We start from the raw sequence: 25,202 nt of genomic DNA, 5'->3' as shown, positions 1-25,202 counted from the left end.
GGCGGGGCTGGCAGGATCCCGCCCATGGCGATACTCCCCCGTTCCGGCCGCGGCCGGGCGCTGACCGCGGCTGCCGCGGCGCTGGCCCTCGTCGGGCTGGCGCTGTGGTGCGTGCGGCCGGGCGGGGCCTCGGCGCCCCAGGGGCGGGTGACGCTGGCGACCGGCGTGCCGACCGGGGTGTACGCGCGCTACGGGGAGCTGCTGAAGGAGGATCTCGCACGGGATCTGCCCGGGGTCGACCTGCGGCTCCGGCGCAGCGAGGGCTCGATCGACAATCTGCGCCAACTGGCCACCGGGCGGGCCGATTTCACCATCGCCACGGCGGACGCGGTGGCCGCCTACCAGGCGCGGCACGAGCCCGGCGCGGACCGGCTGCGGGCCTGCGCCCGGCTCTACGACGACTACATGCAGCTGGTGGTGGCCAAGGGCTCCGCGGTGCGGTCGGCCCGCGACCTGCGGGGGCTGCGGGTGGGGGTCGGCGCGGACGGGTCGGGGGTCCAGCTGATCACCCGGCGGCTGATGGAGGCGGCGGGGCTGGACTTCGACACCGGCATCGTGCCGGTGCGGGTGGGCATCGACCGGATGCCGGGGATGCTGGAGCGCGGCGAGCTGGACGCCTTCTTCTGGTCGGGCGGGCTGCCGACGCTGGCGGTGCAGCGGCTGGCGCGGGAGTACCCCGTGCGGCTGGTGCAGCTCGGCGACCTGATTCCGGCACTGCACCAACAGGGCCGGCGCACGCGCTACTACCGGGCGGCGGTGATGCCCGCCGACGCCTATCCGCGGGTCCAGGACGGGCAGGCGGTGAAGACCATCGCGGTGGCGAACCTGCTGGTGACCACGGACCGGGTGGACGCGGCCCTGACGTTCGGTATCACCCGGACGGTCATCAACAGCCGGGACGCGATCGGGCACGTGGTGCACGCCGCGCAGAACGTGGACCTGCGGACGGCGGTGTTCACCGATCCGCTGCCGCTGCACACCGGGGCCCGGCAGTACTACCTCTCGGTGAAGCAGTGAGCGGCGGATGCGGTCGGTTGCCCGGGTGCGACGAGCAACTCGGTGCAATGGGCGGGGCGATGGCGTGATTGCCTCGGTGCAATGTGTCGCAGTGCCCCGGACGGTGCCGGGCGCAATGCGGCCCACGGGTCACGGTGCACTGCGCGGCACGGAGACGGTGACCTTCAGGCCGTGCGGCGGGTGCGGCGCGTAGGCGATGGTCGCGCCGCCGGCGGCGAGCAGGGCACGGGTGATCGACAGGCCGAGGCCGGAGCCGGAGACGTTCTGGTGGTGGCCGCTGCGCCAGAACCGGTCGCCGATCCGGGCCAGTTCGTCCTCGGCGAGCCCGGGGCCGCGGTCGACGACGGTGATCGTGACGCGTTCGCCGTCGGGGGCCACCGCGACCGTGACCGGCTGCCCGTCCGGGGTGAACTTCAGGGCGTTGTCGACCACCGCGTCCAGGGCGCTGGAGAGGGCGACCGGGTCGGCCCAGCCGGTGACCGCGGGCAGGCCCTCATAGCCGAGGCGGACGCCCTTGTCCTGGGCCAGCGGGCGCCAGGCGTCGACGCGTTCGGCGGCCAGCGCGGCCACGTCGGTGAGCTGGAGGTCGGCCTCGGTGTGCTCGGCGAGCGCGAGGCCGAGGAGGTCGTCCAGGACCCGGGCGAGCCGTTTGCCCTCGGTGCGGACCGAGGCGATCTCCTCGTTGCCGTCGGGGAGTTCCAGGGCCAGCAGCTCGATCCGCAGCAGCAGCGCGGAGAGCGGGTTGCGCAACTGATGGGAGGCGTCAGCGACGAAGGCGCGCTGCTGCTCCAGGACGTCCTCGACATGGTCGGCCATCTCGTTGAACGAGCGGGCCAGCCGCCGGAGTTCGGGCGGCCCGGCGGTGGCGGCGACCCGGGCGTTCATCCGGCCGGTGGCGATGTCGTGGCTGGCCGCGTCGAGCACCCGCACCGGCCGCAGCACCCAGCCGGTGAGCCGGAACGCCGCCGCGACGGCGACCAGCATGGCCGCGCACTCGCCGGCCGCGATCAGCACCCAGCCGTGCAGGATGCGCGAACGCATCCGCCCGGTGGGCGAGTCGGTGACGACCACGGCGACCACGTCGCCGTCCCGGATGACGGGTGAGGCGACCGGTATCCGGCCGGTGTCGTCCCAGGGCCAGATCTGGTGCGGGTCGTGGCTGCGGCGGCCGGCCAGCGCCTCGCTGAACGCCTGGGCGCCCTCGCCGCCGGTGGGCACCGCCAGATCCCGTGGGGCGGCGGCCATCGGGGTGCGGTCGCGGTAGAAGACACCGGCCCGGATGCCGTAGAGCTCCTGGTAGCGGGCGAGTTCGGCCCGGAGGGTGGCCAACCGCTCGTCCTCCTCGGGGGTCTTGCCGCCGTCGGCGGCCCCGGGGCGAGCGGTGACGAACTGGGCGAGGGAGGCGAACCGGGCGGCGTCGTCGATCCGGTCGACCACCACCCGCTGCTGCTCCACCCCGGCGGTGATCACGCCGAGCGGGATGCCGAGCGCGAGCAGCACACCGGCCATCAGGACGATGAGGAGCGGGAGGAGTCGGGTGCGCACCGGCCGGGCAGCCCGTCAGGGGGCCGGCGGGCGGGTGCCCGGGACGGGGCCGCCGACCGGGGCGACCAGGCGGTAGCCGACGCCGCGGACGGTCTCGATCAGCGCCGGCATCCGCAGTTTGGCGCGGAGCGAGGCGACATGGACCTCCAGGGTGCGGCCGGTGCCCTCCCAACTCGTCCGCCAGACCTCGCTGATGATCTGCTCGCGGCGGAAGACCACCCCGGGGCGCTGCGCGAGCAGGGCCAGCAGGTCGAACTCCTTGCGGGTGAGCGGGACCACCGTGCCGCCCACCGACACCTGGCGGGTGGGGAGTTCGACGGTGAGCGGCCCGAGCCGCAGCGGCTCCCGCGGCTCGCTCTCCTCGGCCGGCTGCTCGCCGCCGCCCCCTGGGGCGCCGGTGCGCCGGCTCACCGCGTGGATGCGGGCCAGCAGTTCGCCGGTGTCGTAGGGCTTGACGACGTAGTCGTCGGCGCCGAGGTTGAGGCCGTGTATCCGGGAGCGGATGTCGGCGCGCGCGGTGACCATGATGACCGGGGTCGAGGAGACCTTGCGGATCCGGCCGCACACCTCGAAGCCGTCCTGGTCGGGCAGTCCGAGGTCGAGCAGCACCACGGCGAACGGCTCGGCGTCGTCGGGCAGCAGGGCCTGCAACGCCTCCGTGCCGCTGCGGGCGTGCACGACGGTCAGCCCGTGCCGGGACAGCACCGCGGACAGGGCCGCGGCGACATGGTCGTCGTCCTCGACGAGCAGCAGCCTCATCCGGCCCCCCTTCTTCCGGTGTGCGTGCGGGCCACAGGGCATATACGGCGATGGACGGCCCGCCCGTCAAGAGGCGGCCGCCTCCGGGCCGCCATCCGTTACCCACCCGGTACGCCCCGATGCCATACCGTCGGTAACCGCGCCCCTCGCGGGGCACCCCCGCCTTCGCACCGGGTGTCCGTCCGCGGCCGGATCGTTATGCTCAATTCTCGCTCAGATGTAATGACGCTGGTCGCAGGCCGTCATTAGGGTCCTCCCCAATCGAGGAGGACGGAGCTGTACGCCGATGAGCGAAGTACCGGTGACCAAGAGCGCCGTGGGCGCTGCGCCCACGGGAGACCCGTTGGTCGTACTGGACAGCGTGAACAAGCACTTCGGCGCGCTGCACGTGCTCCAGGACATCAACCTGACGATCCGGCGCGGCGAGGTGGTCGTGGTGATCGGGCCCTCCGGGTCCGGCAAGTCCACCCTCTGCCGCACCATCAACCGCCTGGAGACCATCGACACCGGCAGCATCGGCATCGACGGCCGGCCGCTGCCGCAGGAGGGCCGCGAACTGGCCCGGCTGCGCGCCGACGTGGGCATGGTGTTCCAGTCCTTCAACCTCTTCGCGCACAAGACGGTGCTGGAGAACGTCGTGCTGGGCCAGACCAAGGTCCGCCGGACGGACAGGGCCACCGCGGAGAACAAGGCCCGTACGCTGCTCGACCGGGTCGGCGTCGGCGCCCAGGCGGAGAAGTACCCCGCACAGCTTTCCGGCGGCCAGCAGCAGCGGGTGGCGATCGCCCGCGCCCTGGCGATGGACCCGAAGGTGATGCTCTTCGACGAGCCGACCTCGGCACTGGACCCGGAGATGATCAACGAGGTGCTGGAAGTCATGCAGCAGCTCGCCCGGGACGGGATGACGATGGTCGTGGTCACCCACGAGATGGGGTTCGCGCGCTCCGCGGCGAACCGGGTCGTCTTCATGGCGGACGGCAGGATCATCGAAGAGGCCGAGCCGAACCAGTTCTTCAGCAATCCGCGCAGCGACCGGGCGAAGGACTTCCTGTCGAAGATCCTCCATCACTGATGGCCGCAGTTGGGCCACGATGACTGCCAAAACCTGTTGAGCCAAAGGAAGTTCACCATGACGATGCGTAAGACGGCCGCGGTGGGCGCGATGGTGCTCGCGCTGGCGGCGACGGCGACCGCGTGCGGGGGCCAGGCCGGTTCGGCGGGCGACAAGCAGCCCGGCAGCGATGTCTACAGTGGCGAGTACAAGGTCGCCAAGGACGTGAAGGTCGACTCGCCGACCCTGAAGAAGGCCCAGAAGGCCGGCCAGATCACCATCGGCGTCAAGGCCGACCAGCCGTTCCTGGGCTTCAAGGACCCGGCGACCAACAAGTACTCCGGCTTCGACATCGAGATCGCCAAGATGATCGCCGCCGACCTGGGCTTCTCCGAGAAGCAGATCAAGTTCGACACCATCGACTCCAACGTCCGTGAGACGGCCATCTCCAGAGGCCAGGTCGACTACTACGTCGGTACGTACACCATCAACGACGAGCGCAAGAAGCAGGTGAGCTTCGCGGGCCCGTACTACACCGCGGGCGCCGACCTGTTGGTGCGCCAGGACGACAAGGCCATCACCGGGCCGGACAGCCTCAGCGGCAAGAAGGTCTGCTCGATCGTCGGCTCCACCCCGCTCCAGGAGATCAAGAAGCCCAAGTACGGGGCGCACACCACCGAGCTGTCGAAGTACTCGGACTGTGTGAAGTCCCTGCTGGACGGGTCGGTCGACGCGGTCACCACCGACGACGCGATCCTCAAGGGCTACGCCGCCCAGCGCCCGGGCAAACTCCGGGTCGTCGGGCAGCCGTTCACCAAGGAGCCCTACGGCGTCGGTCTGAACAAGGACGACAAGGCGCTGCGCGACGCGATCACCACCGCGCTGGAGAACCACATCAAGAACGGCGACTACAAGAAGGCGTACGAGGGCACGCTCGGCAAGTCCGGCTCGGCCTACGTCGCCCCGGAGACGCCGCTGCCGCGCTACTGACGGCCCGCGCACGCACCGGACCGCGCCGCCCCGTACGCCCGCCGCGACGGGTGTACGGGGCGCGCTGCCTTCCGCGCGCCCACGGGCCCGCGCCCACCGGCCCGTATACGGCACCGCGCGGTTGCCCGTGGTACGCCGCCGCTCCCTGCCGCTTCCCGCCGACGACCCGACCGCTACCGCGGAGACCCCATGAACGTACTCCTCGATTATCTGCCCGAGTTCCGGGACGGGTTCCTCGGAACCCTGGCGATCACCGCGTCCGCCGCGCTGCTCGCGCTGGTGCTCGGCGTGCTCATAGCCGGTTTCCGGGTCTCTCCGGTCCCGCCGCTGCGCGCCTTCGGCACGGCCTGGGTGACGGTGCTGCGCAACACGCCGCTGACGCTGCTGTTCCTGGTCGCCTTCTTCGTCGTGCCGCAGATCCTCTTCCAGGGCGCCAGCCCGTACGTCCTGGGCACGCTGGCGCTCGGCTTCTACACCTCGTCGTTCGTGTGCGAGGCGGTGCGGTCCGGCATCACCACCGTGCCGCTGGGCCAGGCGGAGGCGGCCCGCAGCCTGGGCATGACCTTCTCCCAGACGCTGCGGCTGATCGTGCTGCCGCAGGCGGCCCGCACCGTGATCCCGCCGCTGAGCAGCATCATCATCGCGCTCACCAAGAACTCCGCGATCGCCGGCGCGTTCGGCTACGGCGAGCTGTTCAACGTCTCCAAGCTGCTCAACGACCGGGGCTACCCGATCGCCTGGATCTTCCTGTGGACGGCGCTGGCCTACCTCGTCATCACCTTCGCGGTCAGCGGCCTGTTCCGGCTGCTGGAGCGCCGACTGGAGGTCGCCCGATGAACGGATCCGGCAACCGCGACACCAGGAACGACACGTACGGACGGGCGCCGTGGCCGCGCACCGGCGGGACGGGACGAAGCGAGGTAGGGGCATGAGTGGCGCGAGCGTTCTCTACGACGTGCCGGGGCCGAAGGCGAGGGCCCGCAACCGCGTCTACAGCGTCCTCGGCGCACTGGCGGTGCTGGGGCTGATCGCCTTCGCCGTCCTGCGGCTGGACGCCAAGGGCCAACTGGACCCGAAGGTCTGGGAGATCTTCAACTACGCCGGGGTGCGCACCGGCATCCGCGACGGCGTTCTGACGACCCTTCAGGTCTTTGCGGTGGCGGCGGTGCTGTCGCTGGCGCTGGGTCTGCTGCTGACGGTCGCCCGGCTCTCCGACCACCAGCCGATCCGCTGGCTGGCCACCGGCTTCATCGAGCTGTTCCGCGCGGTGCCGCTGCTGATCACGATCTACGCGCTGTGGGTCGTCCTGCTCAGCAACCGCGACGCCCTGGGCCTGACCGGCAGCCAGCCGCAGTTCTGGGCGCTGGTGGCGGGGCTGACCGTCTACAACGGCTCCGTGCAGGCGGAGGTGTTGCGTGCCGGCATCAACGCCGTGCCCAAGGGCCAGCGGGAGGCCGCGTACGCGCTCGGCATGAGCAAGACGCAGGTCATGACGACCGTGCTGCTCCCGCAGGCGATCCGGGCGATGCTGCCCACCATCATCAGCCAGCTGGTGGTGACCCTGAAGGACACCTCGCTCGGCTACATCATCACCTTCGAGGAACTCCTCTACACCGCCCGCCTGATGAGCACCAACATCATCGTCAACGGCAACGACACCTACATCCCGGTGATCATCGTCATCGGCAGCATCTATGTGGCGATGTGCCTGGCGTTGTCCGCCCTGGCCAACTGGATCGAGCGGCGCGGGCGCCGGGCCCGGACCGGCATCGAGGTGGCCCCGGCCGCCGAACCGGTGGCCGCCGCGGACGCCGCGGAGGGCGCCGCGGCACCGGCCGGCACCAAGGACTGACGGGAGGTCCGGCCGCGCGCGGCCGGTACCGGACCGTCCGGAGGCGGTGGCAACGGCGCCACCGCCTCCGTCACTTGACGGCGACGGCCGCAATGGGTTGCATACGCTGTGTGATCACGCACCGGCCTCCCACTGCCCGTTCCCGCACGTCCCGTACGTACCGCCGGATCCTGGGAGCCGCCCCGTGGAGCCGGTGATCGTCGCCGGGGCCGGCCCGGTCGGTCTCGCCCTCGCCCTCGCCCTGACCCGGAACGGCGTGCCCGTCGTCGTCCTCGACGAGACCGGCGGCGAGGAGGCGGCCCGGCCCGCCCGCACCGTCGTACTCCGCCCGGACACCGCGGCGTTCGCCGCCCGGCTCGGCTGCGCGGACGCCCTGGCTGGCGCCGGCGCCCGCTGGTCGGCCTGGCGCACCATGCGCCGCCGCCGGCTGCTGGAACGGGTCGCCTTCGCCCCCCCTGCCCCGGACGGCGCGGAGGGCGCCGAAGGTGCGACCGCCGACGCGTCCCCGCTGCACCTGCCCCAGCACGCGCTGACCCGCGCGCTGCGCGCCGCGCTGGCCGGCGAACCGCTCGCCCAGGTCGTCTCCGGCAGCCGGCTGGCCGCCCTCGAACAGGACGAGAAGGGCGTGAGTGCCCAGACCCGCGGCCCCAACGGCACCTGGTGGCGCGGGAGTTACCTCGTCGGTTGCGACGGCCCGCGGTCCACCGTGCGCAAGCTGCTGGACGTCCGCTTCCCCGGCCGCACCGCCGTCGAGCGGCACGCGGTGGCCACGCTGCGCACCGAACTCCCCTGGCCCGGCGAGGCGCTGCTGCACCGCTCGCCGGCCCGGCACGGCGGCGGCCGGGTCAGCGAGGTCTCCGCCCGCCCGCTGCCCGGCGGGGTCTGGCGGTTGGACTGGCTGCTCCCCCCGGGGCGCGATCTGGTGACGCCGGACGCGCTGGTGGCCCGGATCCGCGACTCGCTGGCCGGCTGGGCGACGGAGGCGGCGGACGGGTCGGCCGACGAGGACGGCGCGCCGGCCGGCCGCGGCCGCACCGGTCTGGTCCCCCCCTACGAACTCCTCGACACCGGCGTCCACACCGTCCACCACCGGCTGGCCCGGACGTGGCGGCGGGGCCGCGCCTTCCTCGCCGGCGACGCCGCCCACCTGCTGGGCGCGCTGGGCACCCAGGGACTGGACGAGGGGCTGCGGGACGCCGAGAACCTCGCCTGGAAGCTGGGCCTGGCCTGGCACCAGGGCGCCTCCGAGACCCTGCTGGACAGCTACCAGGCCGAGCGCCGGGCCGCGGTCGCCGCCCGGCTGCGGGCCGCCGACTCGGCGCTTCCGCTGCTCCGGGACGGCGGCGCGGTGCGCTGGCGGACGGTGCTGCCGGGCGCGGTGCGCGGGCGCAGCACCCTGCTGACCGACGGGCACCTGGGCCGCGGCCCGCTCGGCGCGGCCCCGTCCTATCCGCGGACACCGCTGGCGGCGCCCGCGGCCCTGCCCGGCGGGACGGCGGTCGGCACCCTCCCGGGGGCACCGGTGGTGGACGTGCCGGTGACCGCCTCCGACGGTGCGTCGGTGGGGCTGCGCGACCGGCTCGACCGGGGACTGCTGGTGGTGCTGGTGGCGCCCGGCACGGGGGTGTGGGACCAGCGGCACTGGCAGTCGGCGGGGCTGATGCCCCGTCTGACGGAGGCGGTGGCCGCGCTGCCGATGCGCGCGGAGGTCCTGGTCACCGAGGCGTATCCGGGCGCCGCGGCGCACACCGTGCTGGTGGTCCGGCCCGACGGCCATCTGGTCGCCGCGCTGTCCGGGGTGCGGCCGGACGAACTGGCCGCCTGCGCGGACGCGGTGCGCGGCGGGGCGCCCGCGGAGGGCGGCCGGCGGACGTCCCCCGGCGGGGCCGCCCAGGACTCCGGGGAGCGGCCCGACGGTGCCGCGGCGGACCCGGCGGCCGACCCGGCACCGGGCTCGGGGCCGGCGTCGGGGCCGGTTGACCCTCCGGGAAACTCCGTGCTTGACTCCGAGAGTGACTGATCACAGCTCGCGGTTCTGGCGGAGGGTCCATCTGGACCTGCTCCGCTATGCGGGCTGCATGTGTCGTCCGTCCTGTTGATCCCCACCGCCCCGGCCGTGCTGCCGCGGTGGCCCTCCCTGCGCGGCAGTTGCCCGGTATCCGGCGGCCGCGCTCCGCACGATCACTCAGGACGGTTCCCGTGCCCGATGTACACACCCCTGCGCGGCCGCGTGCCCGCGCCCATGACGGCGGCCCCGGCGCCGCCGAACTCCTCGACTTCGTCCGCCGTACCGCCGCCGACCGGACGCTGGTCGCCTCCCTGCCGCTCGATCCGGAGGGCCGGACCTGGATCCGGCTCGACGGGCCGGGCGGCAGCGAGGCGTGGCTGATCGGCTGGCCGCCCGGCAGCGGCACCGGCTGGCACGACCACGGCGGTTCGCGCGGCGCCTTCGCGGCGGCCGCCGGGGAGCTGACCGAGCAGTCGCTGGCCGCCGCGCTCCCCACCGAGGGGTGGCGCACGCTGGAGCTCGCCGACGGCGTCGACCGGGAGCGCCGGCTGAGCGGTGGACGGGGGCGGGCGTTCGGCCCGCACCACGTCCATCAGGTGCTCAACCTCTCCCCCGACACCCACGCGGTGTCGGTGCACGCCTACTATCCGCCGCTGCCGCTGATGCGGCGGTACAGCCGCAACGGGGCGGTGCTGCGGCTGGAAGAGGTCGAGCGGCCGGAGGAGTGGTGAGCGGGGCCGGGCGGAGCGGGCCCGGGACAGGAAGCGGGGCGCCGCGTGAACACGCGGTCGGGCGAGGGGAGTTCGCGACATGAGCGCGATCGACGACCTGCTGGCACGGGCCCGGCGCGGGCTGAGCCGGGTGGGTCCGGCGGAGGCCGCGGCGCTCCAGAAGGCCGGCGGCTTGCTGGTGGACATCCGCTATGCGCTGCTGCGCGAGCGCGACGGCACCATCCCCGGGGCGCTGGTCGTCGAGCGCAACGAGCTGGAGTGGCGGCTCGATCCGACGGGTGAGCACCGCGCCCCCGAGGCGACCCACCACGCCCTGCCGGTCGTGGTGATCTGCAACGAGGGCTATGCCTCCAGTCTGGCGGCGGTCTCCCTGCACCAGCTGGGCCTGCACCACGCGACCGACCTGATCGGCGGCTTCCAGGCGTGGCGCGCGGCGGGGCTGCCGGTGGAGCGCTAGCACCGGTCCGGTGGTGGCCGGTACCTCTGCGGCGGTGGACCGGTATCGGTCCGGCGGGTGCTCGCGACCGTCCGGTGGGGCGCCGGGGTCGGTCCTGAGGGAGGGCGCAGGGGTGGAGCCGGGAGAGTGGGCAGGCCGCGGCGGACCGGGCTGCCGCCCGCCGGGGCCGTCAGGCGTCCGGCAGGTGGGAGTCCAGGATCTCCGGGTCCTCGCCCTCCTCCTCCAGTGCCCGGCGGACGACGCGGAGGGCGAGGCCCTCCGGGTAGCCCTTGCGGGCCAGCATGCCGGCCAGCCGGCGGAGCCGCTTGTCGCGGTCCAGGCCGCGGGTGGTGCGCAGTTTGCGGTCGACCAGCTCGCGGGCGGTGGCCTCCTCCTGTTCCGGATCGAGGCGGCCGACGGCCTGGTCGATCAGGGCGGAGTCCACCCCCTTGGTGCGGAGCTCCCGGGCCAGGGCGCGGCGGGCCAGGCCCCGGCCGTGGTGCCGGGACTCCACCCAGGCGTCGGCGAACGCCGCGTCGTCGATCAGCCCGACGTCCTCGAAGCGGGCGAGCACCTCGTCCGCCGCCTCGTCGGGGATGCCCCGCTCCCGCAGGGCGTCCGCGAGCTGCCGGCGGGTGCGCGGTCTCCCGGTGAGCAGGCGCAGACAGATCGCCCGCGCCTGCTCCTCGGGTGTGCGCGGCGGTTCCGACCCGGCCCTCGACGGGAGGGAACCACCGCCGTCCCTGGCTGCGGCGCCGTCCTCGGGGGCGGCGCCGCCCATGCGGCCGCTACGGTTCTCGGCGTCGCCGGCAGCGCCGGGGAAGCCCGCGCCGTCCGGCCATTCCGTTCGCCGTGTCATGGCGGATCAGCTCTTGGCCGCCGCGGCCTTGGCGCCCTTGGCGCTCTTGGTGGCGGCCGCCGGCGCGGCCTTGGCCGCCGCGTCCGCCGCTTCCGCCGGGCCCGCGGCGTCCGCGCCGGGCTCCGCGACGTCCACCGGCTTCACACCGACGCCCAGCTTCTCCTTGATCTTCTTCTCGATCTCGTTGGCCAGGTCGGGGTTGTCCTTGAGGAAGTTGCGCGCGTTCTCCTTGCCCTGGCCGAGCTGGTCGCCCTCGTAGGTGTACCAGGCGCCGGCCTTGCGGACGAAGCCGTGCTCCACGCCCATGTCGATCAGGCCGCCCTCACGGCTGATGCCCTGGCCGTAGAGGATGTCGAACTCGGCCTGCTTGAAGGGGGGCGCGACCTTGTTCTTGACGACCTTGCAGCGGGTGCGGTTGCCGACCGCCTCGGTGCCGTCCTTGAGGGTCTCGATCCGGCGGATGTCGATCCGGACGGAGGCGTAGAACTTCAGCGCGCGGCCACCGGTCGTGGTCTCCGGCGAGCCGAACATCACGCCGATCTTCTCGCGGAGCTGGTTGATGAAGATCGCGGTGGTCTTGGACTGGTTGAGCGCGCTGGTGATCTTGCGCAGGGCCTGGCTCATCAGACGGGCCTGGAGGCCGACGTGGGAGTCGCCCATCTCGCCCTCGATCTCGGCCCGCGGCACCAGGGCGGCGACGGAGTCGATCACGATGAGGTCCAGGGCGCCGGAGCGGACCAGCATGTCGACGATCTCCAGCGCCTGTTCGCCGTTGTCCGGCTGGGACAGGATGAGGTTGTCGATGTCGACGCCGAGCTTCTTCGCGTACTCGGGGTCGAGGGCGTGCTCGGCGTCCACGAACGCGACCTGGCCGCCGGCCTTCTGTGCGTTCGCCACCGCGTGCAGGGTCAGGGTGGTCTTACCGGAGGACTCCGGTCCGTAGATCTCCACGACCCGGCCGCGCGGCAGGCCGCCGACGCCGAGGGCGACGTCGAGGGCGGTCGAGCCGGTCGGGATGACCTCGATGGGCTCCTTCGACCGCTCGCCCATGCGCATGACCGCGCCCTTGCCGAATTGCCGTTCAATCTGTGCGAGTGCGGCGTCCAGCGCCTTCTCGCGGTCGGTGCCTGCCATGGGTTCCACCCGGTTTGCTTGAGTCGATCGCTTCACGTCCATGACGCTAACCCCTGCCACTGACAATGCGCCCGGACCCGGCTCCGGCCTGTGGATAACTCCGCGCACGACCCCGGGGCTCCGTGGGCCGCAGCCGCGTCAGGCGGCCGGTTTCCCCATAAGAATGGATGTTCGATTTTGGTGTCAAGCGCAGCGCACGCCCCGCCGTCGCGCCGCCCGGACTGTCCTGTGTCATCGAACCTTGATCGTGTGCCATCGAACTTTGAGTGCCGGCGATGAATGCGGCCGCCACGGAGGACCTGCCGGCTCCTCGACGCTGTCGGGGATCCGGCAGGTGGTGGTCCGTGGGGTGGATCAGTTGGCCGGGCTGTTCCTCTGCTTGGGCAGGCAGAACATCAGTGCCCACATCAGGGCGAGGAGGCTGGCGACCCACCACAGCACGGTGATGAACGCCTCGCGGTTGAGTCCGGCGTTGGGTGACCCGCCGGTGGTGGCGAAGAAGACCAGGGCGGTCAGCGCGGTGCCGAGGGCGATGCCCAGGTGAATCGCGGTGTTGAACAGGCCGGAGGCGGCCCCGGCGTCTTCGTGCGGGACCCGGGCCAGTGACAGGTCGGCGAGCGGGCCGCTGACCATGCCGAGGCCGAAGCCGATCAGTACCACCGGAGCGGTCATCCCGAGCAGTGTCAGCTCCCCTTCGCCTGCGGCGGCCTGGAGACCGTAGCCGGCCGTCGCGGTGATCGTGATGAGGGTTCCGGTCTGGGGCAGGCGGCGGGCGAAGCGTCCGGCGCTCTTCGCCGCGATGGCTGCACCGGCCAGTTCTCCGAGAGAGAGCAGTACGAAGGCTAGGGCCGCGTGGAGGGGGCTCATGCCCAGGCCCTGCTGGAGGTAGAGGGTCCAGGTCATGAAGAACAGCCCGCACAGCAGGCCGTGCATGAGCTGCGCGGCCGTGCCACCGGAGAACTGCCGGTTCCGGAAGAGGGACAGCGGCACGAGCGGGGCGTCGTCCTGCTTGCGCTGCTGGTGGCGCAGGAAGACGCCCAGCATGAGGAGACCCGCACCGAGCAGGGCGAAGCACCACAGCGGCCAGTGATGCAGGTGACCCTCGGAGAGGGGGAAGACGATCAGGACGATCGCCAGCGCGGACAGTGCCATGCCGGTCAGGTCGAGCCGGTCGGCGTTCTGGACCGACGACTCGGGGATGAACTTGCGTCCGAGGAGGAGCACGGCGAGGCCGACGGGCACGTTGACCAGGAAGATCGGCCGCCAGGACAGCCCGAAGAGGTCGGCCTCGGTGAGTAGGCCGCCCATGACCGGGCCCAGGACGTTGGCGATGGAGAGGACGGCTCCGTACAGGCCGAACGCCTTGCTGCGGCTCTCGCCGTCGAAGGTGACGTGGAGGGTGGCCAGGACCTGCGGGATCATCAGCGCCACTCCCACGCCTTGGAGCATGCGGGCGCCGATCAGCATGTGCGGCCCGGCGGCCAGGCCGCACAGGAGCGAGGCCGCGGTGAACACGACGGTGCCCAACAGAAGGATCCGGCGCCGGCCGTAGAGGTCGCCGAGGCGACCGCCGGTGGTCAGACCGACGGCGATGGGCAGCGAATAGCCGGTGGTCAGCCACTGCAACGCGGACGGTCCCGCGCCGGTCGACTCCTGGATCGCGGGCAGCGCGGTCAGAACGACCGACTGGTCGAGGAGGTCCATGAGCTCGGCGGTCAGCAGGACCAAGAGGGCGATCCGGGCGGCCAAGGCCATTTTCGGGTGGTGAGGTGCTGGGCCGTCCGGGGACGGGGTGGTGTGCTGCGGCTCGTGGTTGAGCGCGGAGGATGACACGACGGGAAAACTCCTGATCCAAGGGACCGGGAAGCCCATGCCGACGGCCACGCCGGGGCCAGAGAACACGAAACCCGGGGCAGACGGCAGAGCTGCACCCGGGAGAAGGAAGAAAACGGCGGGGGAGGGTGACGCAACTCAGGCCAGCGCGACGTCCGCCCCGGACACGTGCGACACAACAGCACGCGGGGAACGCGGACGGCTACATGGCCTGGGCTATAGGAAGTCACCTCAAAACGGCACCGAAGGAGCAGAAGATCCTGCCACCGCCGCGGAGACCTCCGAAGCAGGAGCCTGATCAAGGTACGACACCTCCGAGCCTTTTGCCTCACAGATTGCGTCGCAGCCCAGGAGCCCGGCCACGGGTTCCCCACCTCTGACCAGGCGTGATCAATCTTCGATGACACAAACTCGCGTCCGTCAAAGTTCGATGGCACACGCTCAAGGTTCGTTGGCGCAGGCCCTAGCGCCCGGCCTTCTCCCGGTCGTCGTCCGCCACCGGACCCGCCTCGGGCGCCCCGGCCTCCTCCGGGCCCCCGCGCCGGCGCCGCACCCGGACGCGGCCCCGCGGCTCCGCGGTGACCTCGTACCGCTTGACGTACGCGCCCAGGAACGCCTGCAGCGTCGCGGTGGCCGGGATCGCGATCAGCGCGCCGACCGCGCCCATCAGGGCCGTACCGGCGATCACCGAGCCGAAGGCGACGGCGGGGTGGATGTCGACGGTCCTGGCGGTGATCCGCGGCTGGAGGAGGTAGTTCTCGAACTGCTGGTAGACCACGACGAAGCCGAAGACCCACAGTGCGTACCAGGGGTCGACGGTGAACGCGATCAGGATGGGCAGCGCGCCCGCCAGATACGTGCCGATCGTCGGGACGAACTGCGAGATCAGGCCGACCCATATGCCGAGCGCCGGGGCGTAGGGCACGCCCAGGATCTCCAGCAGGACGTAGTGCGCCACCCCGGAGATCAGCGCCATCAGGCCGCGGGAGTAGAGGTAGCCGCCGGTCTTGGCGACGGCGATCTCCCAGGCGCGCAGCACCTCGGCCTGGCGGCGGGGCGGCAGCACCGAGCACAGCGCCCGCCGCAGCCGGGGGCCGTCGGCGGCGAAGTAGAACGAGAACAGCGCGACCGTGAGGAGGTTGAACAGCCCGCCCAGCACCTGCGCGGAGATCGCCAGGACGTTGTTGGCGCTGTCCTGGACGTACTTCTGGAGCCAGTCGGAGTTCAGCAGGTTGTTCTGCACCTGGACCCGGGAGAGATGGGTGTGGAAGGTGCTGTTGATCCAACTGATGACGGAGTCGAGGTACTGCGGGAACTCCTCGACCATGGTGGCGATCTGGCCGGCCACCATGGAGCCCAGCAGCGCGAAGAAGCCGACCGTGCCGACGAGGATCGCGAGGAAGACCAGGCCGGTGGCGAGCCCGCGCCGCATGCCGCGGGCGGCCATCCAGTCGACGGCCGGCTCGACGGCAAGCGCCAGGAAGAACGCGATGAGGACGTTCAGCAGCAGGCCGATCAGCTGGTGGAACCCCCAGGTGGCGAGCTGGAAACAGGCCACCAGGGCGAGCGCGAGCACCATGGCGCGCGGCAGCCAGCGCGGCATCCGCTCCGCGCGCAGGTCGCCGGGCCGGTCCCGCCGCGGTGCGTCGGGGCGGGGGCCGTCGTGGCTGCTGATCTCATCTGTCACGGACACGCTGCCAAGTGTCGCGCACCGCGCCGACACCCGGCCCCGGTCCGCTCACCGCCTGTCCTGCGGCACATCCATCACCGTGCAGACCACCCGCCACACCTCTTTGGCGTCCCAGCCCGCCGCCAGTGCCTCGTGGACGGTGCGGCCGCCGAGCTCCGACATCACATGGTCGCGGGCGAACGAGTCGGCGTAGCCCGCGCCGAAGTGGTCCGCCATCCGCTCCCAGAACACCGTCAACCGCATGATTCCCGCCTCGCACCCACTCCGGCCTGCACGTTTTACCCAGGCCCTGTGCCCGGAGGGGCAGCCCGGCCCGGCTCCCCTTCATACCGCCACGGGCGGACGAAAGGCCAGCGAGGACCGGGCGCCGCCGCACACCGCGCGCCCGGTGGCCGGATCCGATCGACGCCGAAACACTTGCCAAATTGCGCAATGATGCATTCGAATGTGCAACCGGTGCGGCGCATTCGTCGTCTTCCCGGCCGGAACCACCCTCTTCTGCCGCCGCGCGGCATGCCCGTGACCGCCCCACCGGTCCGGCCGTCCAAAGGATGCGAATGACAGGTCAGCGCACCGACGCCCTCAACGGGCACGACGACCTGGCGCGGGATCCGGTACCGGCCCGGCGCCGGGTTCCGGGCCCCCGTCGCCACGACGACCGGTACCCGGGGCCGGACGGCGTCGAGCCGGCCGCCGGCCACGGGCGGCGAGCGGTCCGGGCCGCCCTGGTGGCGCTGGTGCTGGCGGCGGCGGGCGCCGCGGCCGGTACGGCGCTCGACGGGCGGCCGGGCTGGATCTGCGCGGTGGCCGCGGCGCTCGGCGCGGCGCTGGCCGGCAAGGCGTGCACCCGGGCGGGCGCCTGGTGGCTGATATCCGCACCGCCCCTGGTGGTGGCGGCGCTCACCGTGGTGTGCGAGCAGCTGGCGGGCACCACAAACGTCCAGGGCAAGGGCCTGACGACGACGGCGGTGCGCTGGGCCGTGGACGGGTTCCCGGCCATGGCGGCGGCCGAGGCGGCACTGGTCGTGGTGCTGGCGATCCGGGGCATGAGGGCCGGCCGGCGCGGCGGCCGTGAGCGGAGCAGGAGGAACAGCGGTGCATGACGAGCACGGCCCCGAGGGGCGCAGTGCCCACGGAGCGGGTGGACGGGCGGCCGGTGGGACCGGTGGACGGGCCACGCGCCGCCGGGCGGGCAACGGGCGCGCCGGGCGGCGGCGCTCCCCCCTGGTCGTCGTGGGACGGACCGCGCTCGCCCTCTCCTCGGCGCTGGTCCTCCTGGCCAGTGGGGTGTCCTGGGCGGCGTACAACTGGGTCAGCAGCGGGCTGAACACCTCCGACGCGCTCAACGCCATCGGCGGCAAGGACGCGCCCAAGCACCTGGACAACTCCGTCAACCTGCTGCTGATCGGCCTGGACTCGCGCAAGGACATGAACGGCAACGACCTGCCGCGGGAGTTCGTCAAGGACCAGCTGCACGCCGGCTCCAGCGACATCGGTTACTACAACACCAACACCCTGATCCTGATGCACATTCCGGCGGACGGCGGGAAGGTCACCGCGTTCTCCGTGCCGCGCGACGACTATGTGCAGACCTTCAACGGGGACGGCTCCTCCCAGGGGCACTTCAAGATCAAGGAGGCGTACGCCAACGCCTACACGGTCGCTCACGACAAGCTCTCCGCCCAAGGGGTCAAGGGTGCCGATCTGGAGAGCCGGAGCCGGGAGGCGGGCCGGGAGGCGACGCTGGCGACCGTCCAGAACTTCCTCCAGGTGCCGATCGACCACTTCGCCGAGGTCAACCTGCTGGGCTTCTACGACATCGCCAAGGTGCTCCAGCCGATCGAGGTGTGCCTGAAGCACCCGGTCAAGGACCGCTATTCGGGCGCCGACTTCCCCGCCGGGCACCAGCAGCTCGACCCCAAGCAGGCGCTGGCGTTCGTCCGGCAGCGGCACGGCCTGGACGGCGGCGACCTGGACCGCACCCACCGCCAGCAGGCGTTCATCTCCTCGGTGACCCACAAGCTGAAGAGCCAGGGGGTCTTCACGGACCTGGGCAAGCTCCAGGGGCTGTTCGACGTGGTGAAGAAGGACCTGGTCATCGACAGCAAGTTCGACGTCCTGGACTTCGCCCAGCAGGCCACCAACCTCACCGGCGGGAACGTGGTGTTCCACACCCTGCCGATCGCCGGCTTCGCCACCCGCAACCGCGAGTCCGTCAACCTTGTGGACGTCCCCAAGATCCGGTCCATCGTGCAGTCGCTGATAGGCGGGAGTCCGGGGCAGACGGGCGGGCCGAGCCCGTCGCCGTCCACCAAGGCCGCCCCGGCGACCGTCGACGTCCTCAACGGAGCCGGGCGGGCGAAGCCGGGGGCCGCGGGCGACACGCTCAAGGCGCTGGCCGCCCTGGGCTACACCGCGGGCCGCGCCGACAACGCCGCCGCCCGGCAGCAGACCGCCGTCCGCTACGGCGCCGGCGCCCAGGAGGCCGCCCGGCAGATCGCCGACCGGATGAGCACCGGGGCGCCGGTCTCCTCGGCCTCGGTACCCGCCGGACACGTCCAGGTCATCCTGGGCGGCGACTTCACCGGCCCGCCCTCCACCGGGACGACGGCCCCGCCGGCGGCACCGGAGACCTCCGCGGACACCTCCAAGAAGGACGCCTCCCCCGCGCCCGTCCCGTCGGACGCCTTCGCCGGCGACTCCGTCAAGGAGGGCGGCATCCCCTGCGTCAACTGACGCCCGGAGAGCCTCCGATGGCCCCGGTGACCGCCGAACCCCCCGGCCGTCACCGGGGCACCGGCGGCACCGGCGGCCGTACGGTCCGGGGACCCGCCGCCTAGACTGGCCCCACCGGGGGCGACGAACGGGGAGAGCCGCAGTGGTGGAGAGCATCAAGGGCGCGGGGCAGGGAACGGGCGCGGTGGCCGACCCGTCCCCCGAGGTGCTGGGCGAGGCGGCCGCGCTGTTCGGGCTGCTGGCCTCTCCCCCACGGCTGCACATCGTCTGGGCGCTGGCCCAGGGCGAGAGCGACGTCAGCGGACTCGCCGAACGCGTCGGCGGCGCCCTGCCCGCCATCAGCCAGCACCTGTCCAAACTCAAGCTCGCCGGCCTGGTCCGCTCCCGCCGCGAGGGCCGCCGGGTCGTCTACGTCGTCGACGACCCGGACACCGTCGCGATGATGCGCACCCTCGTCGACCAGCTCACCGCCCGCGAGGCGTACACCGCGCCGGCCGGGCTCCGCCGGCTGGGCGGCTGAGCGGCGGCCGCGCGCCGCAGCGGCGGACGTCGGAAGGAGCGAGAGATGGCGGGATCCCGGGTGCGGTGGCGGTGGTTGGTGCTGCCCGGCGCCGCCCTGGCGCTCTGGGCGCTGACACACACGGACCGGCACTCCGACCCGGCAGCCGCACCGGGCCCGTCCACCACGCCGTCCGCCACCGCCTCCGCCAGACCGGGCACGGAACCGTCCGCGTCACCCGGTGGCGGTGCCCCGGCTCCGCGGGTGGACGGGAGCTACGACCCGGCCGACTGCGCCGCCGCGGTGCGCAAGTACGCGGCGGCGGCCGGCATCCACCCCCACTTGCTGATGGCGATCCTCTACAACGAGGCGTACAAGCCGCACGATCCGGCGCTGGAGCGGGCCTGGCAGCGCTACAAGCCCGACGCGGCGTTCGGGATCGCCAACATGCACCGGGCCGCCTTCGACGAGGTCAAGCGCGGCCGGGACTTCGCCGGCCGGTCGTGGGAGGAGTTGCCCGACGACCGCAACCTCGCCGTGCAGGCGGCCGCGTGGTACCTGCACGACCTGGACCGCCGGCTGCCCGCGCACCGCCCCGCCGGGCTCACCCGGGACGACCTGCTGGCCCTGGGCTACAACGCCGGCGCCGGCAACATGCTCGCCTTCGCCCGCGGCGTCGCGCCGGGCGCCCAGGCCGGCTCCTACCTGGAGCGGCTGCACGACAACTGGGACCAAGCCGGGCGGGCCGTCGCCCGGTGACGAAACCACCGAACGGTGACAGAACGGCGACAGGAAGGCGTCAGGACGCGGTGCCGATGCCCTCTTGACGCCGCCTCAGCCGCATACTTCAAGCATTGCGCAAGACAGGGAACCTTGCCGGTTTCCTCGGCGTTGTAGCCCACGGACGCCTGATGCCGGGAACGTGATGGAGGAACTCATGGGCGTGGCCCTGACCAAGGGCGGCAATGTGTCGCTCAGCAAACAGGCCCCGGGTCTGACCGCCGTCAGGGTGGGGCTGGGCTGGCAGGTGGCGGCCGTCGCGGGGACCGGCCACGACCTGGACGCCAGCGCCCTGCTGTGCGGCGCGTCCGGCGCGGTCCTCTCCGACCAGCACTTCGTCTTCTTCAACAACCTCACCAGCCCGGACGGTTCGGTGCGGCACTCCGGCAGCCGCCCCACCGGCGAGGACCGGGAGCAGATCGAGGTGGACCTGGCCGCGGTCCCCCCGGAGGTCGCCAAGATCGTCTTCCCGGTCTCGATCTACGAGGCCGAGCAGCGCCGGCAGAATTTCGGCCAGCTCGGCAGCGCCTACATCCGCGTGGTCGACCAGGCCGGCGGCGCCGAACTGGCCCGCTTCGACCTCTCCGGCCAGGCCGCCACCGAGACCGCCATGGTCTTCGGCGAGCTGTACCGCCACGGCACAGACTGGAAGTTCCGTGCCATCGGGCAGGGCTACGCCTCCGGGCTCGCCGGCATCGCGCAGGACTACGGCGTCGACGTACTGCGCTCCGACCCGGCCCCCGCGGCCCCCACAACGCCCACCGGCCCCGCCGCCCCGCCGGCACCGCCCACGCCCACGGCGACGTCCGTGGCCGTGGCGACCGCCGCCGGAGCGGTCCCGGCCGGATCGGGCCGCACCTCTGGCACATCACCGCAACCGACAGGAAGTTCCGACATGACCTGCTTCTTCGACCCCAACCACGGCCCCGGGATGACGCCCGTGATGTGGTCCCCGCAGTGGGGCGTGCCGCGGCAGATCCAGACCTGCGGCGGTTGCGCACAGCGGGTGCAGACCACCGCGCCGCCGTTCTACACCCCGGCCCAGGCCGGCTATCCGCAGGCGGCCCAGCCGGGCTACCCGCAGCAGGCGCAGCCGGGCTACCCCCAGCAGGGCTACCCGCAGCAGCCGGACCACCAGCAGGGCGGCGGCCGGCGCTTCGGCGCCGGCGCGCTGATCGGCGCCGGTGCCGCCGGCCTCGTGGGCGGCGCGCTGCTGAACGAGGCGTTCGACGACGACGAGCCCGAGGTGGTCGTCAACAACTACTACGAGGGCGACGAGTACTGACGGTCCGCCGCACGGCATGACCGCCGTCGCGCCCGGCCGCGCCCCGTGGGGACGGCCGGGCGCCGTCGCGTGCGGGCTACCGCGGCGCGATCCGCACCACCCCGGTGACGCGGCGGGGCGTGGTGTCCGAGGAGGCGGTGTCGCCGTGCATGGCCCCGGCCCTGCCCGCGGCGAGGTACGAGGTGGCGGGCGGGGCGGCGGCGAGGGCGCGGGTGCGGCGCAGGGGCATGGATCGGCTCCAGGGGTCGCGAAGGGGAGGCTGCGCGCCGTCGGCCGGTGGTGTCGGCGACGCGGGCGGGACGGCGCCCACGCGGGCCTCAGGGCAACGACGTCGGCAGTAGGGGACGGCGGCCCGCCAACCGCCCTGTCGGGACGGTCGGTTGGGGCCCGTTCCGGTTGGCCGACGCGGGAACCAGCGGCATCCAGGGCGGCCGAGGCGACCAGGGGGCCTGGTCGCCTCCGGTGCCCGAAGGCGGTGGCCGGGCACGAGGGTCCGGCCTTCGTCCGGGACGACTGACGCCCGGGACGATTGACACCTGGGACGACTGACGCCTGGGACGAAGGCGAGTGAAAGGGGCGAACGGGGCAGGGTCAGCGGCCCGCCGGACGACATGCCGCGGAGGCGAGTCGCACGAGGTCCAGGAACAGGCGCCGGTGCAGCGGGAGTTGACCCTTCAGGCGCGGCATCGCGGCATGCGCGCCGCGAACCCGCAATCCCCGTCCACCTCCGGAGACGCCCGCGCGGCCGCCGCGGAGATCGTCAACCGCATGCCTCCAGGGTCCCGCCCTGGGAGGGCACCGGGCCCGGTGCCCGTGCCGCAGCGGGATCTGGCCCCTACGGTCGGGCCATGGCCGAAAACGTAAGCCCCCCAGCGACCCCTCTGGCGCGCGCCGAGCACTTCGTCTGGCTGACCGCCCGGGTGCTGGAGCAGCGCCTCTTCGCGTACCACTTCCTCGGCGGCGGCGCGGACCCGGTCGAGACCGCGCTCACCGCGTACCGCAACGACGACGACGGCTACGGCCACGCCCTGGAACCCGACCTGCGCGGCCCGGTCAGCCAACCGCTGCACACCGCACACGCGCTGAAGGTCCTGGACCGCATCGGGCGGTGCGACGGCCGCCGGGTGGAGGGGATCTGCCGCTATCTGACGCGGATCTCGACCCCCGACGGGGCGCTGCCCGCCGTGCACCCCTCCCTGCGCGGCTACCCGGCCGCGCCCTGGATCCCCGTGGTGGACGCCCCGCCGAGCGCGCTGCTGGCGACCGGCCCGGTGGTGGGACTGCTGCACCGCAACCAGGTGTGGCACGCCTGGCTGTTCCGGGCCACGGACTACTGCTGGGCGACCGTGGAATCCCTGGAGCGCACCCATCCCTACGAGGCCGCGGCCGCGGTGGCGTTCCTGAACGGTGCCCCGGACCGGCCGCGCGCGGCCGCGGCGGCGCGGCGGCTGGGCCGGCTGGTACGGGAGCAGGGGCTGGTCGTGCTGGACCCGGCCCGGGCGGACGAGGCCCCGGTGTCCGAGGGATACGCCCCCGGGGAGCACCACTTCGCCTACGACTTCGCCGCCTCGCCCGATTCCCTGGCCCGCGGCTGGTTCACCGACCAGGAGATGGACCGGGCCCTGGACCACCTCGTCGCGCTCCAGGGGGCGGACGGCGGATGGCCCGTCAACTGGCGCCTCTGGGCGCCCGGTACGGAGCTGGAGGGCCGCCCGGTGGTCACCCTGGAGGCGCTGCTGACGCTCCGGGCCTACGGGCGGCCCCTCGGCTGACGGGCGGGGACCGAGCCGCCGGCCCCACGGTGGCCCGACGGCCGCGTCACCCGCCCAGGGCGCGCACCCCCGCGGTGACCGCCACCGCGACGGCGACGATCAGCAGGAACGGGGCGCGCAGCAGCAGCGCCACAACGGCGGCGGCGACCCCGGCGGCCTTGGCGTCCAGCATCAGGTGCCGCCCGTCGCCGAAGGTCTGCTGGGCGGTCAGCGCGGCCAGCAGGGCCACCGGGAGCAGCGCGGCCAGCCGCTTGACGAGAGGGCGTTCCAGAAGGCCGGCGGGCGCCGACAGGCCGAGGAACTTGACGAGGTAGCAGCCGACGGCGGTGACGCCGATCGCGATCCAGACGTTCATGCCCGGTCCTCCCCCGGAGTGCCGCGGTCCGCGTCGGCCCGCTCCTGTGACGACGGCCCGGCGGGGGCCGTCTCCCGTGCGGCGGACGTCCGCCGCCGTCCCTGGAAGGCGAGTACCGCGGGCGCGGCGAGCGCCGAGAGCAGCACCGGCACGCCCGCCGGCAGAACCGGCAGCGTCACCATGAGCAGCAGTACGGCGAGGCCGGCCGTGCACCGCTCCACGGCGGTCCGCAGCATCGGCGCGAGCAGCGCCACGAAGACCGCGGGGCCGGCCGCGTCCAGGCCCCAGGCGGCGGTGTCGCCGAGCGCCCGGGCCCCCAGCGCGCCGGCGAGCGTGGTGAGGTTCCACAGGACGTACAGCGACAGCCCGGTGACGGTGAAGCCCAGCCGCGCGCTGCGCCGGCCGGGCTGGGCCAGTGTGACGGCGGTGGTCTCGTCGATGACCCAGTGGGCGGCCAGCGGCCGGGCCGCGCCCCGGTAGCCGAGGACGGCGGAGAGCCGCAGCCCGTAGAAGGCGTTGCGGACGCCCAGGAAGAAGGCGCCGGCCGCGGCGGTGTACGGGTTGCCGCCCGCGGCGAGCGCGCCCACCAGGGCGAACTGCGAGGCCCCGGTGAAGACCAGGAGGCTCAGGGCGCAGCTCTGCCACAGGGAGAGCCCGGCGCCGGCGGAGGTGACGCCGAAGGCGAAGCCGGAGAGCCCCACGGCGACGCCGACGCCCAGCGCGTCCCGGATGACCGCGGCGGCGGGCCGCTCCGATTCGGGCGGTGGTTCGCCATGGGCCCCAGGGGCCGGTCGTTCGAAGGCGCGGACCTGGGCTGTGCGTATCTCCGCGCGCCCTGCGGGGTCGGTCCTCGCGGTCACGGGTACGGGCCGCCCGGCCTCCGGGGTCGCTGCGCTGTCGGTCTGTTCTGCCATGCCCCGGAGACTAGGAAGCGGCCTCCCCGGCGGTCTTGTACGTTCTTGCGCCCGCCGCGCGCTCCCTGCGGTAGGCGCCCGGCGCCACCCCGACGATCCGGGTGAAGTGCCGGTTCAGGTGCGGCTGGTCGGTGAAGCCGACCGCCACGGCCGCCTCGGCGGGCGGCGTGCCGGCTTCCAGGAGCAGCCTGGCCCGCCGCACCCGGGCGTCGGTGAGCCAGGTGTGCGGCGGCATCCCGTACACGGCCCGGAAGGCCCGCAGCAGCGCGAACGGCCCGGTACCCAGCTCCGAAGCGAGTTCCTCCAGGGTGGGCGGTTCGGCCATCCGCTCCTCCAGGACGGCACGGGCCCGGGCGGCGGTACGGGCGCCCGCCGAAGGGACGGCCCGGGAGGGCTGCGCGCCCCCGTGGCCGCGCAGCAGGCGGGCCACGACGCCGCGCAGCAGGCTGTCGGCGGCCAGTGCGTTGCCGGCCTCGGCGGCCCGGTGGACACCGGCGATCAGCCGGGCGACGCCGGGCTCGTCGGCGACGGTCCGGACGAAGCCCGCCGTACCGCGCAGCCCGGTGGTCTCCCGGGCGATCCCGGCGACGAGCTCCGTCGAGGGGTAGAGCGTGGCGTAGGCCCAGCCCTCGGGGGCGCCGGCCTGCGCGGTGTGCGGCACCTCCGGATTGATCATCACGATGGCCCCGGGACCCGCCCGGACGACGCCGTCCCGCAGGCCGATCGCCTCGATCCCGGAGGTGACCGCGCACAGCACGTAGCCGTCGTGGGCGTGGCGGGGGAAGGAGTGCCGGACGTAGCGGGCACGCAGCAGGTCGAGACCGGGCAGCCCGGGGTGGTGCCAGTGGCGCGCCCACTCGTCGCGGGCCCGCGGCGCGGTCCGCGCACCGTCCGCGTCGATCATGGCCATGCCCTCATTGTGCGGGTGCCGGGCGGCCGGGCGGCGGGGCGTCCGC

General features: G+C 73.2%; 26 protein-coding genes. 15 read left to right on the top strand and 11 right to left on the bottom strand.

What is annotated here, in order from left to right:
- Nucleotides 1-24 precede the first annotated feature (24 nt).
- On the top strand, nt 25-1,017 hold the full coding sequence (locus tag K2224_RS34765) for a TAXI family TRAP transporter solute-binding subunit (protein ID WP_221911110.1): 993 nt from the start codon (nt 25-27) through the stop codon (nt 1,015-1,017).
- Between the two features lie 129 nt (nt 1,018-1,146).
- Here K2224_RS34765 and K2224_RS34760 read toward each other — a convergent pair whose 3' ends face one another.
- Both K2224_RS34760 and K2224_RS34755 read right to left on the bottom strand, forming a co-directional pair.
- The gene (locus K2224_RS34760) at nt 1,147-2,562 is read right to left on the bottom strand and encodes a HAMP domain-containing sensor histidine kinase (protein ID WP_221911109.1); all 1,416 of its coding nucleotides are present in this window, start codon (nt 2,560-2,562) and stop codon (nt 1,147-1,149) included.
- A gap of 15 nt (nt 2,563-2,577) precedes the next feature.
- A complete protein-coding gene (locus tag K2224_RS34755; protein ID WP_221911108.1) occupies nt 2,578-3,321 on the bottom strand; it encodes a response regulator transcription factor in 744 nt (247 codons plus the stop codon).
- A 286-nt stretch (nt 3,322-3,607) separates the two neighbouring features.
- Between K2224_RS34755 and K2224_RS34750 the strand changes: the two genes are divergently transcribed.
- The 8 genes from K2224_RS34750 to K2224_RS34720 all read left to right on the top strand — a co-directional run bounded on the left by K2224_RS34750 (nt 3,608) and on the right by K2224_RS34720 (nt 10,410).
- Nucleotides 3,608-4,393 carry an amino acid ABC transporter ATP-binding protein gene (locus K2224_RS34750; RefSeq protein WP_313904818.1) on the top strand — a complete coding sequence of 262 codons (786 nt, stop codon included), beginning with the start codon at nt 3,608-3,610 and terminating at the stop codon, nt 4,391-4,393.
- 57 nt (nt 4,394-4,450) lie between these two features.
- Complete coding sequence (locus K2224_RS34745; protein WP_221911107.1) at nt 4,451-5,362, top strand: glutamate ABC transporter substrate-binding protein; 912 nt, start codon at nt 4,451-4,453, stop codon at nt 5,360-5,362.
- Nucleotides 5,363-5,551: 189 nt separating this feature from the next.
- Nucleotides 5,552-6,199: an amino acid ABC transporter permease gene (locus tag K2224_RS34740; protein ID WP_221911106.1), complete on the top strand. Its 648-nt coding sequence runs from the start codon at nt 5,552-5,554 to the stop codon at nt 6,197-6,199.
- A gap of 91 nt (nt 6,200-6,290) precedes the next feature.
- Nucleotides 6,291-7,214 carry an amino acid ABC transporter permease gene (locus tag K2224_RS34735; RefSeq protein ID WP_221911105.1) on the top strand — a complete coding sequence of 308 codons (924 nt, stop codon included), beginning with the start codon at nt 6,291-6,293 and terminating at the stop codon, nt 7,212-7,214.
- 184 nt (nt 7,215-7,398) lie between these two features.
- On the top strand, nt 7,399-9,234 hold the full coding sequence (locus K2224_RS34730; RefSeq protein ID WP_221911104.1) for an FAD-dependent monooxygenase: 1,836 nt from the start codon (nt 7,399-7,401) through the stop codon (nt 9,232-9,234).
- Nucleotides 9,227-9,313: a putative leader peptide gene (locus tag K2224_RS41500; protein WP_311624691.1), complete on the top strand. Its 87-nt coding sequence runs from the start codon at nt 9,227-9,229 to the stop codon at nt 9,311-9,313. The genes K2224_RS34730 and K2224_RS41500 overlap by 8 nt, the downstream gene beginning before the upstream one ends.
- Before the next feature lie 100 nt (nt 9,314-9,413).
- Nucleotides 9,414-9,953 (top strand): cysteine dioxygenase family protein, encoded by a 540-nt coding sequence (locus K2224_RS34725; protein ID WP_221911103.1) that lies wholly within the window; start codon nt 9,414-9,416, stop codon nt 9,951-9,953.
- A gap of 79 nt (nt 9,954-10,032) precedes the next feature.
- Nucleotides 10,033-10,410, top strand: a complete 378-nt coding sequence (locus tag K2224_RS34720; RefSeq protein ID WP_221911102.1) for a rhodanese-like domain-containing protein — start codon at nt 10,033-10,035, stop codon at nt 10,408-10,410.
- Nucleotides 10,411-10,579: 169 nt separating this feature from the next.
- Here the strand turns inward: K2224_RS34720 and recX are convergent, their stop codons facing one another.
- The 5 genes from recX to K2224_RS34695 form a co-directional block, all read right to left on the bottom strand.
- On the bottom strand, nt 10,580-11,248 hold the full coding sequence (recX, locus tag K2224_RS34715; protein WP_221911101.1) for a recombination regulator RecX: 669 nt from the start codon (nt 11,246-11,248) through the stop codon (nt 10,580-10,582).
- Nucleotides 11,249-11,254: 6 nt separating this feature from the next.
- The gene (gene recA, locus K2224_RS34710) at nt 11,255-12,382 is read right to left on the bottom strand and encodes a recombinase RecA (protein ID WP_221911100.1); all 1,128 of its coding nucleotides are present in this window, start codon (nt 12,380-12,382) and stop codon (nt 11,255-11,257) included.
- A gap of 354 nt (nt 12,383-12,736) precedes the next feature.
- Nucleotides 12,737-14,215, bottom strand: a complete 1,479-nt coding sequence (locus K2224_RS34705) for an MFS transporter (protein WP_221911099.1) — start codon at nt 14,213-14,215, stop codon at nt 12,737-12,739.
- A 463-nt stretch (nt 14,216-14,678) separates the two neighbouring features.
- Nucleotides 14,679-15,908, bottom strand: a complete 1,230-nt coding sequence (locus K2224_RS34700) for an AI-2E family transporter (RefSeq protein WP_398202830.1) — start codon at nt 15,906-15,908, stop codon at nt 14,679-14,681.
- 45 nt (nt 15,909-15,953) lie between these two features.
- The gene (locus K2224_RS34695; RefSeq protein WP_221911098.1) at nt 15,954-16,148 is read right to left on the bottom strand and encodes a DUF3046 domain-containing protein; all 195 of its coding nucleotides are present in this window, start codon (nt 16,146-16,148) and stop codon (nt 15,954-15,956) included.
- Between the two features lie 314 nt (nt 16,149-16,462).
- Between K2224_RS34695 and K2224_RS34690 the strand changes: the two genes are divergently transcribed.
- The 5 genes from K2224_RS34690 (at nt 16,463) to K2224_RS41495 (ending at nt 21,205) form a co-directional block, all read left to right on the top strand.
- The gene (locus tag K2224_RS34690) at nt 16,463-17,008 is read left to right on the top strand and encodes a DUF6542 domain-containing protein (protein ID WP_221911097.1); all 546 of its coding nucleotides are present in this window, start codon (nt 16,463-16,465) and stop codon (nt 17,006-17,008) included.
- Entirely contained in the window at nt 17,001-18,641 is a 1,641-nt protein-coding gene (locus K2224_RS34685; RefSeq protein ID WP_221911096.1) for an LCP family protein, read from the top strand. The genes K2224_RS34690 and K2224_RS34685 overlap by 8 nt, the downstream gene beginning before the upstream one ends.
- A 142-nt stretch (nt 18,642-18,783) precedes the next feature.
- Nucleotides 18,784-19,161: a metalloregulator ArsR/SmtB family transcription factor gene (locus tag K2224_RS34680; protein ID WP_221911095.1), complete on the top strand. Its 378-nt coding sequence runs from the start codon at nt 18,784-18,786 to the stop codon at nt 19,159-19,161.
- A gap of 45 nt (nt 19,162-19,206) precedes the next feature.
- The gene (locus tag K2224_RS34675; RefSeq protein ID WP_221911094.1) at nt 19,207-19,899 is read left to right on the top strand and encodes a lytic transglycosylase domain-containing protein; all 693 of its coding nucleotides are present in this window, start codon (nt 19,207-19,209) and stop codon (nt 19,897-19,899) included.
- A 178-nt stretch (nt 19,900-20,077) separates the two neighbouring features.
- Nucleotides 20,078-21,205, top strand: a complete 1,128-nt coding sequence (locus tag K2224_RS41495; RefSeq protein WP_221911093.1) for a TerD family protein — start codon at nt 20,078-20,080, stop codon at nt 21,203-21,205.
- A 76-nt stretch (nt 21,206-21,281) separates the two neighbouring features.
- Here the strand turns inward: K2224_RS41495 and K2224_RS34665 are convergent, their stop codons facing one another.
- Nucleotides 21,282-21,434 (bottom strand): hypothetical protein, encoded by a 153-nt coding sequence (locus K2224_RS34665; protein ID WP_221912315.1) that lies wholly within the window; start codon nt 21,432-21,434, stop codon nt 21,282-21,284.
- Between the two features lie 619 nt (nt 21,435-22,053).
- Here K2224_RS34665 and K2224_RS34660 point away from each other — a divergent pair.
- The gene (locus tag K2224_RS34660; protein ID WP_221911092.1) at nt 22,054-22,977 is read left to right on the top strand and encodes a hypothetical protein; all 924 of its coding nucleotides are present in this window, start codon (nt 22,054-22,056) and stop codon (nt 22,975-22,977) included.
- A gap of 46 nt (nt 22,978-23,023) precedes the next feature.
- Here K2224_RS34660 and K2224_RS34655 read toward each other — a convergent pair whose 3' ends face one another.
- The 3 genes from K2224_RS34655 to K2224_RS34645 are packed head-to-tail and all read right to left on the bottom strand — an operon-like array spanning nt 23,024 to nt 25,156.
- Nucleotides 23,024-23,332: an AzlD domain-containing protein gene (locus K2224_RS34655; protein WP_221911091.1), complete on the bottom strand. Its 309-nt coding sequence runs from the start codon at nt 23,330-23,332 to the stop codon at nt 23,024-23,026.
- Nucleotides 23,329-24,246, bottom strand: a complete 918-nt coding sequence (locus K2224_RS34650; RefSeq protein WP_260693655.1) for an AzlC family ABC transporter permease — start codon at nt 24,244-24,246, stop codon at nt 23,329-23,331. The genes K2224_RS34655 and K2224_RS34650 overlap by 4 nt, the downstream gene beginning before the upstream one ends.
- Nucleotides 24,247-24,256: 10 nt before the next feature.
- Nucleotides 24,257-25,156, bottom strand: a complete 900-nt coding sequence (locus tag K2224_RS34645; protein WP_221911090.1) for an AraC family transcriptional regulator — start codon at nt 25,154-25,156, stop codon at nt 24,257-24,259.
- Between the last annotated feature and the right edge of the window lie 46 nt (nt 25,157-25,202).

It is taken from the genome of Streptomyces sp. BHT-5-2 (assembly GCF_019774615.1).
Lineage (GTDB): Bacteria > Actinomycetota > Actinomycetes > Streptomycetales > Streptomycetaceae > Streptomyces.
The sequence above is the reverse complement of the archived record's forward strand: the minus strand, read 5'-3'. Positions and strand labels throughout refer to the sequence as shown.

What these genes read in the sequence shown, in the direction of transcription:
- K2224_RS34690 (WP_221911097.1), top strand. Translation starts at nt 16,463, where the DNA reads ATGACAGGTCAGCGCACCGACGCCCTCAACGGGCACGACGACCTGGCG.
- K2224_RS34655 (WP_221911091.1), bottom strand. Translation starts at nt 23,332, where the DNA reads ATGAACGTCTGGATCGCGATCGGCGTCACCGCCGTCGGCTGCTACCTC.
- K2224_RS34665 (WP_221912315.1), bottom strand. Translation starts at nt 21,434, where the DNA reads ATGCCCCTGCGCCGCACCCGCGCCCTCGCCGCCGCCCCGCCCGCCACC.
- K2224_RS34650 (WP_260693655.1), bottom strand. Translation starts at nt 24,246, where the DNA reads ATGGCAGAACAGACCGACAGCGCAGCGACCCCGGAGGCCGGGCGGCCC.
- K2224_RS34660 (WP_221911092.1), top strand. Translation starts at nt 22,054, where the DNA reads ATGGCCGAAAACGTAAGCCCCCCAGCGACCCCTCTGGCGCGCGCCGAG.
- K2224_RS34745 (WP_221911107.1), top strand. Translation starts at nt 4,451, where the DNA reads ATGACGATGCGTAAGACGGCCGCGGTGGGCGCGATGGTGCTCGCGCTG.
- K2224_RS41495 (WP_221911093.1), top strand. Translation starts at nt 20,078, where the DNA reads ATGGGCGTGGCCCTGACCAAGGGCGGCAATGTGTCGCTCAGCAAACAG.
- K2224_RS34765 (WP_221911110.1), top strand. Translation starts at nt 25, where the DNA reads ATGGCGATACTCCCCCGTTCCGGCCGCGGCCGGGCGCTGACCGCGGCT.
- K2224_RS34675 (WP_221911094.1), top strand. Translation starts at nt 19,207, where the DNA reads ATGGCGGGATCCCGGGTGCGGTGGCGGTGGTTGGTGCTGCCCGGCGCC.
- recX (WP_221911101.1), bottom strand. Translation starts at nt 11,248, where the DNA reads ATGACACGGCGAACGGAATGGCCGGACGGCGCGGGCTTCCCCGGCGCT.
- K2224_RS34720 (WP_221911102.1), top strand. Translation starts at nt 10,033, where the DNA reads ATGAGCGCGATCGACGACCTGCTGGCACGGGCCCGGCGCGGGCTGAGC.
- K2224_RS34735 (WP_221911105.1), top strand. Translation starts at nt 6,291, where the DNA reads ATGAGTGGCGCGAGCGTTCTCTACGACGTGCCGGGGCCGAAGGCGAGG.
- K2224_RS34740 (WP_221911106.1), top strand. Translation starts at nt 5,552, where the DNA reads ATGAACGTACTCCTCGATTATCTGCCCGAGTTCCGGGACGGGTTCCTC.
- K2224_RS34645 (WP_221911090.1), bottom strand. Translation starts at nt 25,156, where the DNA reads ATGGCCATGATCGACGCGGACGGTGCGCGGACCGCGCCGCGGGCCCGC.
- K2224_RS34755 (WP_221911108.1), bottom strand. Translation starts at nt 3,321, where the DNA reads ATGAGGCTGCTGCTCGTCGAGGACGACGACCATGTCGCCGCGGCCCTG.
- K2224_RS34695 (WP_221911098.1), bottom strand. Translation starts at nt 16,148, where the DNA reads ATGCGGTTGACGGTGTTCTGGGAGCGGATGGCGGACCACTTCGGCGCG.
- K2224_RS34750 (WP_313904818.1), top strand. Translation starts at nt 3,608, where the DNA reads ATGAGCGAAGTACCGGTGACCAAGAGCGCCGTGGGCGCTGCGCCCACG.
- recA (WP_221911100.1), bottom strand. Translation starts at nt 12,382, where the DNA reads ATGGCAGGCACCGACCGCGAGAAGGCGCTGGACGCCGCACTCGCACAG.